The organism is Thalassovita sp., from assembly GCF_034670005.1.
Lineage (GTDB): Bacteria > Pseudomonadota > Alphaproteobacteria > Rhodobacterales > Rhodobacteraceae > Thalassobius.
The window spans coordinates 118,287-134,745 of record NZ_JAXMOH010000002.1 but is presented as its reverse complement, the minus strand read 5'-3'; the positions used below and the strand labels follow the sequence as shown (position 1 = coordinate 134,745).

The 16,459-nt window shown below is 58.1% G+C and carries 17 protein-coding genes and 1 tRNA gene; 13 read left to right on the top strand and 5 right to left on the bottom strand.

Annotated features, from left to right (window positions below):
* Positions 1–556 precede the first annotated feature (556 nt).
* The 4 genes from VOI23_RS04580 to pdxH form a co-directional block, all read right to left on the bottom strand.
* Positions 557–633: transfer RNA gene (locus VOI23_RS04580), tRNA-Pro, on the bottom strand.
* 43 nt (positions 634–676) lie between these two features.
* The gene (locus tag VOI23_RS04575; RefSeq protein ID WP_323782220.1) at positions 677–1,159 is read right to left on the bottom strand and encodes a DUF192 domain-containing protein; all 483 of its coding nucleotides are present in this window, start codon (positions 1,157–1,159) and stop codon (positions 677–679) included.
* Between the two features lie 3 nt (positions 1,160–1,162).
* Positions 1,163–1,708 (bottom strand): cold shock domain-containing protein, encoded by a 546-nt coding sequence (locus VOI23_RS04570; RefSeq protein ID WP_323783683.1) that lies wholly within the window; start codon positions 1,706–1,708, stop codon positions 1,163–1,165.
* A 106-nt stretch (positions 1,709–1,814) separates the two neighbouring features.
* Positions 1,815–2,420, bottom strand: a complete 606-nt coding sequence (gene pdxH / locus VOI23_RS04565; RefSeq protein ID WP_323782217.1) for a pyridoxamine 5'-phosphate oxidase — start codon at positions 2,418–2,420, stop codon at positions 1,815–1,817.
* A 131-nt stretch (positions 2,421–2,551) separates the two neighbouring features.
* Here pdxH and fabI point away from each other — a divergent pair, with 131 nt between their 5' ends.
* The 7 genes from fabI to VOI23_RS04530 all read left to right on the top strand — a co-directional run bounded on the left by fabI (position 2,552) and on the right by VOI23_RS04530 (position 10,181).
* Positions 2,552–3,379 (top strand): enoyl-ACP reductase FabI, encoded by an 828-nt coding sequence (fabI, locus tag VOI23_RS04560; RefSeq protein ID WP_323782215.1) that lies wholly within the window; start codon positions 2,552–2,554, stop codon positions 3,377–3,379.
* Positions 3,376–3,885, top strand: coding sequence for a xanthine phosphoribosyltransferase (gene gpt / locus VOI23_RS04555; RefSeq protein ID WP_323782213.1), 510 nt, complete (start codon positions 3,376–3,378; stop codon positions 3,883–3,885). Before fabI ends, gpt begins: the two co-directional genes overlap by 4 nt.
* Positions 3,885–4,820 carry an acyltransferase gene (locus VOI23_RS04550; protein WP_323782210.1) on the top strand — a complete coding sequence of 312 codons (936 nt, stop codon included), beginning with the start codon at positions 3,885–3,887 and terminating at the stop codon, positions 4,818–4,820. The genes gpt and VOI23_RS04550 overlap by 1 nt, the downstream gene beginning before the upstream one ends.
* An 85-nt stretch (positions 4,821–4,905) precedes the next feature.
* Complete coding sequence (locus VOI23_RS04545) at positions 4,906–6,102, top strand: aminotransferase (protein ID WP_323782207.1); 1,197 nt, start codon at positions 4,906–4,908, stop codon at positions 6,100–6,102.
* Between the two features lie 52 nt (positions 6,103–6,154).
* Positions 6,155–7,981 (top strand): peptidyl-prolyl cis-trans isomerase, encoded by a 1,827-nt coding sequence (locus tag VOI23_RS04540; RefSeq protein WP_323782205.1) that lies wholly within the window; start codon positions 6,155–6,157, stop codon positions 7,979–7,981.
* Positions 7,982–7,996: 15 nt separating this feature from the next.
* Positions 7,997–9,508 carry an anthranilate synthase component I gene (trpE, locus tag VOI23_RS04535; protein ID WP_323782204.1) on the top strand — a complete coding sequence of 504 codons (1,512 nt, stop codon included), beginning with the start codon at positions 7,997–7,999 and terminating at the stop codon, positions 9,506–9,508.
* 127 nt (positions 9,509–9,635) lie between these two features.
* Positions 9,636–10,181: a pseudouridine synthase gene (locus VOI23_RS04530; RefSeq protein ID WP_323782201.1), complete on the top strand. Its 546-nt coding sequence runs from the start codon at positions 9,636–9,638 to the stop codon at positions 10,179–10,181.
* Here the strand turns inward: VOI23_RS04530 and VOI23_RS04525 are convergent.
* Complete coding sequence (locus VOI23_RS04525; RefSeq protein WP_323782198.1) at positions 10,178–11,605, bottom strand: divergent polysaccharide deacetylase family protein; 1,428 nt, start codon at positions 11,603–11,605, stop codon at positions 10,178–10,180. The two genes, VOI23_RS04530 and VOI23_RS04525, sit on opposite strands and share 4 nt — an antisense overlap.
* Before the next feature lie 132 nt (positions 11,606–11,737).
* On the opposite strand from VOI23_RS04525, the gene VOI23_RS04520 reads away from it, so the two are divergent.
* Genes VOI23_RS04520 through glp form a run of 6 tightly spaced genes read left to right on the top strand, consistent with a single transcriptional unit; the run spans position 11,738 to position 16,457 of the window.
* Positions 11,738–12,319 (top strand): aminodeoxychorismate/anthranilate synthase component II, encoded by a 582-nt coding sequence (locus VOI23_RS04520; protein ID WP_323782194.1) that lies wholly within the window; start codon positions 11,738–11,740, stop codon positions 12,317–12,319.
* The gene (gene trpD, locus VOI23_RS04515; RefSeq protein WP_323782191.1) at positions 12,316–13,338 is read left to right on the top strand and encodes an anthranilate phosphoribosyltransferase; all 1,023 of its coding nucleotides are present in this window, start codon (positions 12,316–12,318) and stop codon (positions 13,336–13,338) included. Before VOI23_RS04520 ends, trpD begins: the two co-directional genes overlap by 4 nt.
* Entirely contained in the window at positions 13,338–14,000 is a 663-nt protein-coding gene (locus VOI23_RS04510) for a uracil-DNA glycosylase (protein WP_323782188.1), read from the top strand. The genes trpD and VOI23_RS04510 overlap by 1 nt, the downstream gene beginning before the upstream one ends.
* Positions 13,997–14,809, top strand: a complete 813-nt coding sequence (trpC, locus tag VOI23_RS04505) for an indole-3-glycerol phosphate synthase TrpC (RefSeq protein ID WP_323782185.1) — start codon at positions 13,997–13,999, stop codon at positions 14,807–14,809. The genes VOI23_RS04510 and trpC overlap by 4 nt, the downstream gene beginning before the upstream one ends.
* A 2-nt stretch (positions 14,810–14,811) precedes the next feature.
* The gene (gene moaC / locus VOI23_RS04500) at positions 14,812–15,288 is read left to right on the top strand and encodes a cyclic pyranopterin monophosphate synthase MoaC (protein ID WP_323782182.1); all 477 of its coding nucleotides are present in this window, start codon (positions 14,812–14,814) and stop codon (positions 15,286–15,288) included.
* The gene (gene glp / locus VOI23_RS04495) at positions 15,285–16,457 is read left to right on the top strand and encodes a gephyrin-like molybdotransferase Glp (RefSeq protein WP_323782179.1); all 1,173 of its coding nucleotides are present in this window, start codon (positions 15,285–15,287) and stop codon (positions 16,455–16,457) included. Before moaC ends, glp begins: the two co-directional genes overlap by 4 nt.
* Positions 16,458–16,459: the final 2 nt, after the last annotated feature.

Below are 16,459 nucleotides of genomic sequence, written 5' to 3'. Positions count from 1 at the left end.
CCGCCCGACGCCACTACATGTTGTGCAGCTTTGGCCGACCTCCACAATCTGACGTATCGCACCCTATCAGGTCAACGGCTTTATTTCCCAAATTCTCAAATTTTGCCGGTTGACCCGGAGGCTTCTGAGCCTTGGGTTTTTGTCGGTTCCGATTCCCTGAAACGGTTCTGCAATGCGGCATCATTCTGCCATCGTGCTAAGGGTGGTCAAGAACCGCTTATGATACAAAGAAAATTTGGAATATTTGTGACGACCTGCTGAGAACCCACAAAATCTGGCTCGGCAGAAATCCCTAACACAACATATATGAATCTTTCGCCTGCCATTGCTTGCCGCATTTATTTGAGGCGGGTGATTCTAAGGATAGTTTTGCGAAGTGCCTTGCTCCCCAGGCCGGTGCGCTGAAATTTTCAGCGCCTTATCAAGGGTACAGATCCGGGGCATTCAGACGTGCCCGCTCAAACCGGCGCATCACGATTCATCCGACGGGATAAAGCCGTTCGTCCGGATCGGCTCTCCCAAGGGAGAGCCTCATCATAGACAGATATATTGAAATTGGTCGGGGCGAGAAGATTCGAACTTCCGACCCCCTGTACCCAAAACAGGTGCGCTACCAGACTGCGCCACGCCCCGAACCGAGGCTGTCTCTAGCGCGGTCCGACGGGATTGAAAAGTCCTAATCGGAGGTTTTGTCTTTACAGGGCCAGGCGGCTTGGTCCGGATCGAAGGCAGGATGATGCAATACCGTGCCCGGCGAAATGCCCATTGCTTCTGACAAACCACCGTTAATTTCCAGTACCGCCGCAATCTGGCTGTCACTGCTGATCCCAGTGGTATCTCCGGGGATTGCGCTACGATGCACCTTACGCACGGTGCCACTGGTGTCGACGAAAATCATATCCAGTGGGATCAGCGTATTCTGCATCCAGAACGAAACGGTCCTCGGGGTTGGATAGATGAACAGCATACCGCTTGATCGCGGCAGGGATTCGCGAAACATTAATCCACGCGCCCGTTCGTCGCCGCTATCGGCCAATTCGACAGAAAACCGGGCCTGACCCCAATCGCCCCGGAGATAGACCGAATCCTCGCGGCAGCTTTGCGCTGCTGCGGTCATTGGCCAAAAAACGGCCAGCGCAAGAAGCACCAACCGCTTCATTTTTTATAATTGATCCAGTTTCAAAGCGGCTTCCCATGCCGACACTTCGGTCGCCATCCTGCCGCGTTTGCCATCGATCACCCGCAGCCCGACGGCTTCGCCCGGTTGCAGATCGGCCAAACCTGATCGGCGCAGGACCTCGACATGGACGAATACGTCTTCATTGCGTCCGAAAATATTGGCAAAGCCAAATCCTTTGCCTTTGTCGAACCACTTCACGCGTGCAGGTTCCAATGGAGCGGTGCGGATCACTTCAGGATCGATATCCTCGAAATCCGCAAGCGCAGCCGCACCTGTTCCCGATGGCGGTTCGATTTTGAACACCTCGGTCGCTTGTATTCCGCGATCCGTTTCCTGAACCACGATCTCTAGTATTGCACCGTCTGCCACCGAGCTCTGACCAAAATTGCGCAGAACATTGGCGTGCAGCAGGATATCTGGCCCACCTTCATCAGCTACAACAAAACCGAACCCTTTTACGGGATCGAACCATTTAACTTGACCGCATACCCTGCGGGTGCCGCTAACATCAGTATTCACAACTTTGATACCCACATGATCGTCATCCCCACCTATTTCATGTGATAAGCACTTAACGCTTGCAAGGCAAAAATTGAAATTTTTTCAACTGTTTGCATTTCGCGTCACGTGAAAATCATGGGTTTAGGCGAGTTACTGCCCAGTTTTTCTCACCAATTTCGCGCCGCCAGACAAACCTGTCATGAAGCCGAAACGCTCCGTCTGCCCAGAACTCAATCTCAACTGGATCGATTCTGTAACCTCCCCAAAAGGATGGTCGGGCAGGATTTGGCCCATGCAACGCCGTCACTTTAGCCACTTCCGCCATCAAAGCGCTACGAGAACTCAACGGACGAGACTGTTTCGACGCCCATGCGCCTAACCTGCTTTTAAGCGAGCGCGACTTGTAATAGGCGTCTGCCTGCGGCCCTTCTACATGATTCACTATACCACGAACACGGATTTGACGCCGCAAAGATTTCCAATGCATCACAAACGCGGCTTTTCCCGCCTGATCAAGCTCTTGTCCTTTCTTGCTTTCGTAATTGGTGTAGAAAACAAAGGCCGCGTCTTCGATTTCCTTGAGCAGAACCATGCGAACATTCGGCAATCCGTCTTTGTCGACTGTGGATAATGCGATCGCGTTGGGATCGTTGATTTCGGCCTGTTCCGCTTCTTCCAGCCAGCGTCGCGCGATGATGAATGGATCGTCGCCGGTAAAAATACCTGTTCTGTCGCTCATGTTCTGCCTTTCTGCCTGACAAGGGGTCCGCGACCGTGTCTATGGCCTTCGCCTGAGATAAGCGACACTTGATGGATGACGGACGATCCCCTAAAGGAAATCCACGCAAACATTTGGGCGGAGAATACGGAATGTCAAACCAATTGATGGCGGGGAAACGCGGGTTGATCATGGGGCTTGCTAATGACAAGTCGATCGCCTGGGGGATCGCCAAAGCCTGTGCCGATGCTGGCGCTGAAATGGCCTTTACTTATATGGGCGACGCTTTTCGCAAGCGGGTGGCGCCTTTGGCCGATCAGCTGGGTGTCGACACGCTGATCGATTGCGACGTCTCCGATCCGGCCTCGATCGACGCGGCCTTTGCCGAAATCGAAGCCAAATGGGGTAAGATCGACTTTCTGGTCCATGCCATCGGATTTTCCGACAAGAACGAATTGCGTGGCCGCTATGTCGAAACCAGCCGCGACAATTTCCTGATGACGATGGATATCTCGGTCTATTCCTTCACTGCGGTGATGCAGCGGGCCGAAAAGATCATGAACGAAGGCGCCAGCGCCCTGACACTTACCTATTACGGTGCCGAACAGGTGATGCCGCATTACAACGTGATGGGCGTGGCCAAAGCGGCGCTGGAAGCATCGGTCATGTACCTGGCCGAGGATCTGGGCAAGGATGGCATCCGCGTCAACGCGATTTCCGCCGGTCCTATCAAGACGCTTGCCGCCAGTGGGATCGGCGATTTCCGTTATATCCTAAAATGGAACGAATTGAATTCGCCGCTCCGCCGCAATGTGACCATCGACGATGTCGGCAAATCGGCGCTTTACCTGCTGTCCGATCTGGGATCGGGTGTGACCGGGGAAAACCTGCATGTCGACGCAGGGTATCACGTGGTCGGGATGAAGGCGGTGGATGCGCCGGATATCGATGTGGTTACCGGCCGGAAGGATGCCAAATGACCGAGACCAACCGCCTGCCCCACGAAAAGGGCTTTCATATCAGTTGGGACCAGATTCATCGGGACAGCCGGGCGCTGGCCTGGCGTCTGGATGGGCAAGGCCCAGAGGATGGCGGTTGGCGCGCCATCGTGGCGATCACCCGCGGCGGCATGGCCCCGGCGATGATCATCGCGCGGGAACTGGATATTCGCACCGTCGATACGATCAGCGTAAAATCCTACGACCATCAGAACCAAGGCGCTGCGCAGGTGCTGAGCCGCCCCGATCCAGACCTGATGGGCGACGGCACCGGCATACTGATCATCGACGATCTGGTCGACAGTGGTAAAACGCTTGAACTGGTACGCGCAATGTACCCCAAAGCCCATTTTGCCACCGTCTATGCCAAGCCCAAAGGCCGGGCACAGGTTGATAGCTATATCACCGAGGTCAGTCAGGACACCTGGATTTTCTTTCCCTGGGACATGGCGCTGCAATATGTCGAACCATACCGCGGCACTGACTGATGTCAGAACGGGATGGCGGAATAAAAGAGTTTTCCGGTGATCCGTCCCGCAGGCCCGCAGTGCCAGTGCGGAAAAAACGCAGGCAATCTTATGAGTTTCTGCGTTTTATTTGTATGTTCTTTGTTGTTGCTTCGCATGTCGACCAACCCCGGTTCTTCGGTTTCACGGCGCTGTCGATCTTCATAATTCTCAGCGTCCGGCTGTCGGGCGGATCGCTGGCGACGAAACCTTTTTCCGAAGTGTTTCGGACTCGGGTTTCCCGCATCCTGATTCCCTGGTTGATCTGGTGCGTGATCTACGAGGCGGTCAAAGTTTATCAATTCGGTCCTTCGGCGTTGACCTTTACCGACCCCAACTCTTTGCTGATCGGCTCCACGATCCATCTTTGGTTTCTGGTTTACATGGTACTTATCACTCCGATTATCTATCTGGCGGTGCGCGCACCGCGTAATGCGATTGGCTTCGCAGCCGTTATGGGCGTCTTTTCCCTGCTCGGGCTGGGTGCTGTTTTCCTGGAGATGCGAGCCTCGCTGCCGGAACCTTATTCGCAATGGGCGCTGGCGCTGCCGCCGACCTCTTACGGCCTGTTGGCAGCGGATTTTCCTGCAGTGTTGCCATTGGCCCTGCTCGCAATGCTGGTGGCGCTGGCGATGGCTTTGAAAGGCTATCTTATCGCTGGTTATCTGGCACTTTCGGCTGTGGTTCTTTGGCTTGCCGATCATATTGATCTGCCGGGGACCTGGGCAGAAACCCTAGGGGCAACAACCTTCGGGATTTACCTCTCGCATCAGCTGATAATCTTGCTTTGTTACAAGTTGATACCATTCGAGGCCGGTCGTTGGCTGATGACGGTAATCGCATTTTCTAGCGCGACCATCTTTGTTTTCGCCTATCAGCGGATCAAGCCGGGACTTAAAAGGCTTCTTACTCACTGATCCGATACACATTCGCGCCAAACTTGGGCTTGTGCCCAGTGCCGCCTCGATTATCCTCGGCACGACGAATAACGAGGACGCGCCGATGATCCGCACAAAACAGACATTCTCGCCGCCGGTGATGGAAGCCCGGCGCTGGATCGAAGGCGTTACCTTCCCACCGGACCGTCCCTTGATCAACGTCAGTCAAGCCGCTCCGGTCGACCTGCCCCCCGAACCGTTGCGACAGGCAATCGCCGACGCGGCTATGAACCTGCCGCAGGCGCATCTTTACGGCCCTGTTCTGGGCCTGCCCGAACTGCGTCAGGAAGTGGCCGGTCAATTCGGCGCCGCCTATGGTGGCGATATCGGCGCGGAAAACGTCTGTATCACCTCGGGCTGTAATCAGGCCTTTTGTGCCGCGCTGATGACATTGACCGGCGAAGGCGACGAAGTGATCCTGCCAACCCCTTGGTATTTCAATCATAAAATGTGGCTCGACATGACCGGGGTGCGGGCGGTGGCTTTACCGACCGGGGCCGGATTGCTGCCTGATCCCGATCTCGCCCAGGCGATGATTACCGACCGGACGCGGGCCATCGTTCTGGTGACGCCGAACAATCCCGGCGGGGTTGAATATCCCGCGGATCTGATCGCTGCTTTCCGCGATGTCGCACGCAAGGCAGGTATCGCGTTGATCGTTGACGAAACCTATCGCGATTTTCACAGTGAAAGCGGCCCGGCGCATGATCTTTTTACCGATCCCGATTGGGATGATACCTTGATTCAGCTTTACTCCTTTTCCAAGGCGTACCGGTTGACCGGTCATCGGGTCGGAGCGATGGTCGCCTCGCCAGCGCGGTTGACCGAAGTGGAAAAATTCCTCGACACCGTCACGATCTGCCCCAATCAGCTGGGCCAGCAGGCAGCCCTTTGGGGAATGCGCAACCTGGGTCAGTGGCTGGCCGGGGAACGCGCCGAAATACTCGACCGGCGGGCGGCGATTGAAGACGGGTTTCCCGCACTGTCTGATCAGGGTTGGAAACTTTTGGGCGCGGGGGCCTATTTCGCTTATGTCGAACACCCCTTCAAGCGAGGATCGGATCAGCTGGCGCAGGAAATGGTAGAAGCTATCGGTGTGCTTGCCCTGCCGGGCACCATGTTCATGCCCGCAGACGATCCCGCAGGACTGCGCCAGTTGCGTATTGCGTTTGCCAATATCGACCGGGCCGGGATCGGGCAGTTGTTCGAGAGGCTGGGCGGGCTGCGCTCGGCCCTTGTGCCCAACCGGGTCTCGGCCTAAACACGAGCGAGCGAAAATTGAGACCCAAGGCAGGACGAATATGGCGAGTGGCGTGACCTCGAAAACATTCATGTGGGGCCTTATGGGGCTTCTGATACTGGGGCTTGGCGGCTTCGGCGTCAGTAACCTGTCGGGCAATATCCGTAATGTCGGATCGGTTGGCGATATCGATATCTCGGTTGATGATTATGCCCGTGCCTTGCAGGAAGACATCCGCGCAGTCGAAGCTCAGACAGGCGAGTCGTTGACCTTCGATCAGGTCGAAGCTTTTGGTATTGACGGCAATGTGCTGGGTCGGCTGATTGGTCAGGCTGCGTTGGACAATGAAGCCAAAAAGATCGGGCTTTCGATCGGTGACGAAAACCTCAGCCGTCAGATTGTCGAGCTAGATGTTTTTCAGGGCCCGAACGGCTTTGATCGGGAGGCTTATAAGTTTCAGCTGGACCGGATCGGGATGACCGAAACCAAATTCGAAGAACAGCTTCGCGCCGATAGTGTTCGGGGAATGCTGCAAAGCGCGGTGGTATCGGGCGTGTCCATGCCGCAGATCTATGCCAAGTCTCTGGTCGATTATGCCGCTGAACGGCGGAATTTCACGTGGGCCCGCTTGAATGCCAGTGACCTCGCGACTGAACTACCCGAACCGAGCGAACAGGAGCTGATCGCCTATCATCAGGAAAATGCAGCCGATTTCACCACACCTGAATTGAAGCGGATCGCCTATGTCTGGCTGTCTCCAGATGATCTCGTCGCCGATATTCCGGTCGAAGAAGACCGGATCAGGGCGCTGTATGACAGCCGTGGCGAAGACTTCAATACACCGGAACGTCGCTTGGTCGAGCGGTTGGTGTTTCCCGATCAGGACAGCGCAGAAACTGCCAAGGTCGCTTACGAACGCGATGAGACTGATTTCGAAACCCTGGTCTCCGAACGCGGTCTGGAATTGCAGGATGTCGACATGGGCGATGTCGCTCAGGACGAATTGGGGGCAGCGGGGGGTGCTGTCTTCAATGCGGACGTGAATGATGTGGTCGGGCCGTTTGAAACCTCGCTCGGTCCGGCACTGTTCCGGATCAACGGCGTATTGCCGGGGCACAGCGTGTCCCTGGACGAGGCGCGGGCCGAACTGCAGGGCGAACTTGCCTCGGACGCGGCCCGGCGCAAGATTGAAACCGTGGCCGAAACCGTTGATGATCTTCTGGCCGGTGGTGCCACCTTGGAAGAGTTGCAAGGCGAAGCCGGCATGACGCTGAACAGCATCGACTGGTATGCCGATGCACCCGATCCGATCGCGGCCTATTCCGCCTTTCAGGATGCTGCAGCAGCGGTTCAGGCGGATGATTATCCCGCTGTGATCCATCTGGAGGATGGCGGTATCGTTGCCTTGCGGCTGGAACAGGAAATTCCTGCGGAACTTCAGGATCTGGATGCAGTTCGCGGCGCGGTTATTGATGGTTGGAAGGCTCAGGCCACCAGCAAGGCACTTGCAGCTCAGGCACAGGAACTGGTGGCACAACTGGCCGTCAGCGGCGACATGGCTGCTTTGGGCCTGACCGCTCAGGTGGAAACCGATATCACCCGCGACCAGTTCATCCCCGACACCGATGAAACCTTCCTCAAGACCGTGTTTGAAATGAAGCCCGGCGATGTCACTGTGATCACCACCTCCGACAGCGTTGCCATTGTCCGGCTGGATGATGTTCTGGGACCCGATACGGCAAATGCCGAGGTCGAAAGCTTCCGCGCAGCGCTGTTGCAACGGGCCAATTCCGGCATGTCACAGGACATCTATGCCGCCTATGCCCGTTCGATCCAGTCGCAGGCCGGGATCCAGCTGGATCAGGCCGCGCTGAACGCGGTTCATGCCAATTTCCGCTAAGTTAGGACAGGACCTGTGGAACTGATCCCCTCTTTCGACGATTTCGCCCAAGCTTACGAGGCGGGTGAAAATCAGGTGGTCTATGCCAGAATGGCCGCCGATCTGGATACGCCGGTTTCGCTGATGCTGAAACTGACCGGCGCTCAGAAAGACGCCTTTGTGCTGGAATCGGTAACCGGCGGCGAGGTGCGTGGTCGCTATTCGATCATCGGTATGAAACCCGACGTGATCTGGAAATGCCATGGTGACACCAGCCGGATCAATCGCGCCGCGCGGTTCGATGCGGATGCGTTCGAAGACCAATCCGGCAATCCGTTGGACAATCTGCGCGCCCTGATCGGCGAAAGCCGGATTGATCTGCCTCGGGATCTGCCGGCGGCGTCATCGGGTCTGTTCGGCTATCTCGGCTATGACACGATCCGGTTGGTGGAACGGTTGCCAAATGTGAATCCCGACCCGCTGGGCCTGCCCGATGCGGTCATGCTGCGCCCGTCTGTTGTCGCGGTTCTGGATGGGGTCAAAGGTGAGGTCACGGTGGTTTCCCCCGCGTGGGCCGACGCGGCGCAGTCGGCGCGCGCCGCTTATGCTCAGGCCGCCGAACGGGTGATGGATGCGGTGCGCGACATGGAACGCGCCCTGCCCCAGCAAGCCCGCGACCTGGGAGAGGCCGAGGAAATCGCGCCGCCGCAATCGAATTTCAGCAAGGACGCCTATATGGCGGCCGTTGAAAAAGCTAAGGACTATATCCGCGCAGGAGATATTTTTCAGGTTGTGCCAAGCCAGCGCTGGACACAGGATTTTCCGCTGCCGCCCTTCGCGCTCTACCGGTCGCTGCGGCGCACCAACCCGTCGCCCTTCATGTTCTATTTCAATTTCGGTGGTTTTCAGGTGGTAGGGGCCAGCCCCGAGATTCTGGTGCGGGTCTTTGATCGCCAGATCACCATCCGCCCGATTGCCGGAACCCGTCCGCGCGGTGAAACACCGGAACAGGACAAGGCGCTGGAACAGGACCTGCTGGCCGACAAGAAGGAATTGGCAGAACATCTGATGTTGCTCGATCTGGGCCGCAACGATGTTGGCCGGGTGGCCAAGATCGGCAGTGTTCATCCGACCGAGAAATTCATTATCGAACGCTACAGCCACGTGATGCATATCGTTTCGAACGTGGTGGGCGAGCTGGCCGACGATCAGGATGCGCTGAGCGCCTTTTTTGCGGGCATGCCTGCGGGCACGGTATCGGGCGCGCCAAAGGTGCGGGCGATGGAGATTATCGACGAGCTGGAGCCGGAAAAGCGTGGAGTTTACGGTGGCGGTTTGGGCTATTTCAGCGCTGGCGGCGATATGGATATGTGTATCGCACTGCGCACGGCCATCGTGAAAGACCGAAAGCTTTACATTCAGGCGGGCGGCGGCGTTGTCTATGACAGTGATCCGGAAGCGGAATATATGGAAACCGTGCACAAGTCGAACGCGATCCGGCGGGCGGCGGCGGATGCGGCACGGTTTACCAAGGACGGCAACGGCTGATCCTGATGGTCGCGGACCTTCGGCCGCATGCGCTGGCATGGGGGCTGACCTCGTCGTTGAAGACCCTAGGTTTGTCATCGACTCCCCAAGGGTCTTTCGACCAAGATGAAATCGGAATGGAGTTGCGATGACGCGGGTAATCCTGTTCAACAAGCCCTTCGACGTGCTGTCGCAATTCACCGACAAAGGGACGACGGGAACCAAGCGGGCAACCCTGTCGGATTTCATCGACGCGCCCAAGGTCTATCCTGCCGGACGGCTGGACCGGGACAGCGAAGGATTGATGGTGCTGACCGATGACGGACGGTTGCAGGCGCGGATTTCCAATCCCCGCAACAAGATGGAAAAGACCTACTGGGTGCAGGTCGAGGGTACGGTGAACGACGATGCGCTGGAGCAACTTCGCCGCGGCGTCGAATTGAAGGACGGACCGACGCGGCCCGCCTCGGCCGCCGCGATGGAGGCCCCCGATATCTGGCCGCGCAATGCGCCGATCCGATACCGAAAATCGGTCCCTGACAGTTGGCTGAGCCTGACGATCAGCGAAGGACGGAACCGGCAGGTCAGACGGATGACGGCAGCGGTGGGGTTTCCAACTTTGCGGTTGATCCGGGTTCGGGTCGGCGATTGGAGCCTTGACGGCCTGGCTCCTGGTCAGTGGCGCGACGCCTAGTGACGTTCTGCTTGCAGAACCGCCGAAACCGGTGCCAGTGCCACTTGGCTGGCACGATCCTGTAAGCCCCAAAGCAACAGCGCCGATATGGTTTCAGCGCGCAAACGTCCGACCATGACTACGCCGGTTTCGGTTTGCCGCGCCTTGAACGCCGCCTGATCGAGGAAACGGCGAATGACTGCAGCACTTTGATTCTGGCCGTCGAAATCGCGGAACACGGTCACCGCAGGGACGCCTGCCTTGGCGGCGAGCTTCTGCGCGGTGTTGAGGCCCTTGGAGAACAGCACCAGACCATGACCGGTTTCCGCCAACAATGCCGCGGCCTGATCGGACACTGCCTTGTCAGCCTGCAACCCGGTCTGATCCCCCTCCATCACGGCGACAGTTTGGGGTAATTCGCGCAGGGTGGCACGCAGCAGCATTTCGGTATCGGCCGCCGTCGCGCCCAGCGGTATGTCCGACAAAGCCAGAACTTCGAAACCGGCATCGCGGTAGCGTTTCATGGCGGTTTTGGCATTGGGTTTGGTTGCATCCACGGCGAAACTGATCGGATATGGAAAGCTGGCCAAGGCATCCAGACCGATCTTGCTGTCGCCCTGATCGAGCAACAAAATCGCCATCAGCGGTTTGTCTTCCGGGTTCTCGAAGGGGGCAGCATAAGCATCGAGCGGCGATTGCGGCGCGGCAATTACGGGAGTGTCCGCAGGGACATTTTCAGTGTCAGCTTCGGACGGCTGATCGGTCAGCCGCCCCGCCGGGGTGCCGATGCGCGGCGTCTCTTGCTTATTCTGGCCAACCCGTGGCAATGGCGTCGGCCGCTCTGCCGGTGTGTCTGGGTCGAGCGCGATGATCTGGGCCGGTTCGCGGTCTTGCTTCACTGGCGTTTCGGGTTGCTTGATCACCGGGGCCGGTGCGGCAACAGGGTCATCTGCCATGAAGTCCGAGCTTTCGCTGTCGTCAGGCAAGGCCGGCTGTGCCGGTGTGGTCGAAATCGACAGGTCTTCATCGGCGGGCGCTTCAGGCGCGGTGGGAGGGGATGTCATCGCGGGCGCTTGATTGCCGCTGTCGGGTGTGCCGATCGCCAATGGGGCGGTTTCCGTGTCGGGTGCGATCATGCCGGTTTCGGCTTCGACCGGTTCGGGCTGATTGCCCGGGGTGATCTGGTCTTCTGACAGGCTGTTCAGGTCGTCGGGTTCTGGTTCGGCAGCGCGCGGCGTTTCTGGTGTCCGATCGACCGGATCGGCTGCGGGCAGGCTGGCCTGGGTATCGTCGCGGGCACCGTCAAATTCCGAACCTGCCGGCACTTCGACCGCCGCCGCGTCGGGGCGGGGTGTTTCAGGTCCCGTGATGACCGATATGGTCGCGGTTGCAATCACCGCAACCACGGTGCCGGTTAAAAATCCGCCCAATGCTCCTTTGGCCAAGGTCTGCCCCCTCAAGCTTCTTTATCATCATCCTGTTGCGCGGTTTGCCCCCCTTGACGCTCCGGCGCAAGCCTGAACAAGTATAACGCGACGAAGTAGGGCCTCCAGCCCCCAATTGCAAAGATAGACCAGATGCTGCTGCTGATCGATAATTATGACAGTTTCACCTATAACCTTGTTCACTATTTAGGTGAATTAGGGGCCAAAATCGAAGTCCGCCGCAACGACGCACTGAATGTGCAGGATGCCATGGCGATGCGGCCAGAGGGAATTTTGCTGTCACCGGGGCCCTGTGATCCGGATCAGGCGGGGATTTGTCTGGCGCTGACCAAAGCTGCGGCGGAAACCGGAACACCGCTTTTGGGGGTCTGTTTGGGGCATCAGACCATTGGCCAGGCATTTGGAGGCAAAGTGGTGCGTTGCCACGAGATTGTGCATGGCAAGATGGGGCTGATACATCATACCGGCAAGGGGTTGTTCGCCGGACTGCCCACCCCGTTCGAGGCGACGCGCTATCATTCGCTGGTTGTTGATCGTGACTCCCTGCCCGATTGTCTGGAAATCACCGCTGAGCTGGATGATGGCACGATCATGGGGCTGCAGCACAAGGATCTGCCGATCCACGGGGTGCAGTTCCACCCTGAATCCATTGCCTCGCAGCATGGTCACAAGCTGTTGCAAAATTTCCTCGATGTCATGAAGGTGCCGGCATGAGCGATGCACTCAAACCACTGATCGGGGCTGCGGCCGACCGGGTGCTGAGCCTGAATGAGGCCGAAACGGCCTTTGCCATTCTGTTCGAGGGCGAAGCGACCCCGGCGCAGATCGGCGGTTTCCTGATGGCGCTGCGCACACGCGGGGAGACAGTCGATGAATATACCGCCGCTGCCACGGTGATGCGGGCAAAATGTAACAAGGTCAAAGCCCCGCACGGTGCCATGGATATCGTCGGCACCGGCGGCGATGGAAAAAACACGCTGAATATTTCCACCGCCACCGCTTTCGTCGTGGCGGGTGCCGGGGTGCCTGTAGCTAAGCATGGAAATCGCAACCTGAGTTCCAAATCCGGGACGGCGGATGTCCAGACCCGGATGGGTATCAACGTTATGGTTGGGCCGGAAGTGGTTGAAAAGGCTTTGAAAGAAGCTGGTATTGCATTCATGATGGCACCAATGCATCATCCGGCCATGGCCCATGTCGGTCCGGCGCGGGCCGAACTGGGGACGCGGACGATTTTCAATATTCTCGGGCCGTTGACCAATCCGGCAGGGGTAAAGCGTCAGCTGACCGGCGCATTCAGCCGCGCGATGATCCGGCCGATGGCTGAAACCCTTGGCGCATTGGGCAGCGAAAAGGCCTGGCTGGTGCATGGATCGGACGGTACCGATGAAATGACCATTACCGGCGAAACCTATGTCGCGTCTTTGAATGAAGACGGCACCGTCACCGATCTTGACCTGCATCCGGAAGATTTCGGCCTGCCGGTGCATCCCTTCGAAGCCATCGTTGGTGGCGATCCCGAAGAAAATGCCGCGGCCTTCCGGGCGCTGCTGGCGGGGGAACAGTCGGCCTATCGCGATGCGGTGCTGCTGAACGCCGCCGCAGCCCTGCATGTGGCGGGCAAGGTGGGCGATCTGAAAGACGGTGTCGCCCTGGCGCGCGAAAGCATCGACAGCGGGGCCGCCAAGACCAAACTGGAAACACTTGCGCGCATCACGTCCGAGGCCATCTGATGCCGCTACCGGATATCGGAGCATGGCGCGATCTGGATTTCTTCGCCTCTGACTGGCCCGGTATCGAAGCCGCACTCGCACAGGATGATCGCGATATTCTGCCTCCTGCCACACAGCGTTTTGCCGCCTTGCAACTGACGCCGCCCGAAAACACACGGGTGGTGATATTGGGACAGGACCCCTATCCGACCCCCGGACATGCCCATGGTTTGGCCTTTTCGGTGGAACCGGATGTGGTCCCCCTGCCCCGGTCGCTTAAGAATATCTATATGGAATTGCAAAACGATCTGGGCATTACGCGGCCCAACGGTGATTTGCGCGATTGGGCAAAACAAGGTGTGTTGTTGCTCAATACCTCGCTCAGCGTCCCTGCGGGTGACGCCAACGGGCACAAAAAACTCGGCTGGCAGCGTTTGGTGCATCAGGTGCTGAAACGCACATCTGCCCGGCCTACGGCGTATATCCTGTGGGGCAAGTCGGCGCAGACGCTCGAATCCAATATCCTGCCGGGCGACCACCTGATCCTGACATCGGCACACCCGTCACCACTGTCCGCCAGTCGCGGATTTTTCGGGTCCAAACCATTTTCAGCCGTAAACACATGGCTTAATAGTCGGGGAGAGCAAGAAATTGACTGGGCCCGAAATTCGGAGGCAGCATGACCGTAACGGTTCTCGACAAGATCAAAGCCTATAAGCTTGAAGAAGTGGCCGCCGACAAGGCAGCCAAACCGCTTGCAACGGTCGAGGCCGAGGCCCGCGCCGCGTCCCCGGTACGCCCCTTTGCCCAAGCGCTGCAAAAAGCCAGCCGCACAGGATATGGGTTGATCGCAGAAATCAAGAAGGCAAGCCCGTCCAAGGGGCTGATCCGTGAAGATTTCTACCCGCCGGAACTGGCGCAAGCCTATGAGGCAGGTGGCGCGACCTGCCTGTCGGTACTCACCGACACCCCCTCTTTCCAGGGGGCAAAGGAATTTCTCGTCGCCGCACGCGAGGCTGTGTCATTGCCGGTGCTGCGCAAGGATTTCATGTATGACACCTATCAGGTGGCCGAAGCCCGCGCCTTGGGAGCCGATTGCATTCTGATCATCATGGCAAGCGTCAGCGACGCGCAAGCGCAGGAGTTGGAAGCGGCAGCCGTTGCATGGGGTATGGACGCGCTGATCGAGGTGCATGATGGCGACGAACTGGAACGCGCCACCCTGTTGAAATCTCCGCTGATCGGTATCAACAACCGTAATCTGAAAACCTTCGAGACGTCGCTGGACACCACACGTGAGCTGTCGAAATACGTCCCTGCCGACCGGATGTTGGTATCCGAGAGCGGCCTCAACACGCCCGAAGATCTGGCCGAAATGGCCCGTTATGGGGCCCGTTGTTTCCTTATTGGCGAAAGCCTGATGCGAAACCAGGATGTGGAAATGGCCACCCGGACGTTACTGGCTAACCCTCTGACAGCGGTGGGGATGTAAGCATGACAGGCCTTACTCATTTTGACGCCAAAGGTGATGCGCATATGGTCGACGTGTCCGACAAGGCGGTAACATCGCGCATCGCCACAGCCGCCGGATGGGTGCGGATGGCGCAGGACACCTTTGACATCATTTCCGAAGGCCGGGCCAAGAAGGGCGACGTTCTGGGCGTGGCACGGCTGGCCGGTATCATGGGGGCCAAGAAAACCCCCGACCTGATCCCGCTTTGCCACCCCCTGCCAGTTACGAAGGTTTCGGTCGATCTGATACTGGCCCCCGATCTGCCGGGCGTGCGGATCGAAGCCACGGTGAAAACAACGGGCCAGACCGGCGTCGAGATGGAGGCGCTCACGGCCGTCAGCACCGCTGCCCTGACCGTCTATGACATGATCAAGGCTGTCGATAAGGCGATGGAAATCGGCGGCATCCACGTGACGCTGAAAGATGGCGGCAAATCAGGACGGTATGAATCTAAATGATTTCGGTAGAAGATGCCCGCGCCCTGCTGTTTGAACTGGCCCACCAGATGCCAGAAGAAACCGTGCCGCTGGTCGAGGCCAGGAATCGTGTGCTGGCCCGTGACGTGGAAGCGCAACGAACTCAGCCGCCCTTTCCTGCCTCGGCTATGGATGGATATGGGGTGCGTGCCGATGAGATCACCAATGGGGCATCGTTTCGGGTCATCGGAGAAGCCGCCGCCGGATCGCGATTTTCTGGTCCGGTTGGTCCGGGACAGGCCGTGCGCATTTTTACCGGCGCACCGGTGCCCGACGATGTTGGTTTTGTCGTGATACAGGAAGACGTCGACCGGGTTGGCGACACCATCACGATCATCGGCAACACAGGCGAAAATTCCAATATCCGACCCGCTGGCGGCGATTTCGCAGAAGGTCAGGTTTTTGCCGCGCCGAAACGGCTGGGGCCTGCCGACATCGCGCTGCTGGCGTCCATGAATATTTCCAAGGTAACGGTCACACGCAAACCCGACGTGGCGCTGATTTCCACCGGTGATGAACTGGTGATGCCAGGTGAAACGCCCGGTCCCGATCAGATCATCGCCTCGAACACGTTCGGCCTGAAGGCGTTGTTTGATCAGGCCGGGGCGCAAGCGCGAATTCTGCCGATTGCGCGGGACAATGTGGCATCACTGAAAACTGCGCTGGATCTGGCCAGGGGCGCCGATCTGGTCGTCACCATTGGCGGTGCCTCGGTCGGGGATCATGATCTGGTGGCACAGGTGGCGACCGATTTGGGATTACAGCGCGCGTTTTACAAGGTCGCGATGCGCCCCGGCAAACCGCTGATGGCCGGAACCATCGACGGGGCGATGATGATGGGGCTACCGGGCAATCCGGTTTCGGCCATGGTGTGCGGCGTGTTATTCGCGGTGCCGGTGATCCATGCAATGATGGGTCTGCCAGCCCGATCTCCTGAACTGCGGCAAGGTGAACTGGCCGTAGATGTTGCAGCCAACGGATCGCGTGAACATTACATGCGCGCTGTATTGGCCGATGACCTGCTGACACCGCTGAACAATCAGGACAGTTCGCTTCTGTCGGTTCTAAGCCAGGCAAACGCTTTATTGGTTCGACCTATCGGCGATCCTGCACGTCCTGCCGGTCACTTGGTAGATTATATCCCAATCTGACC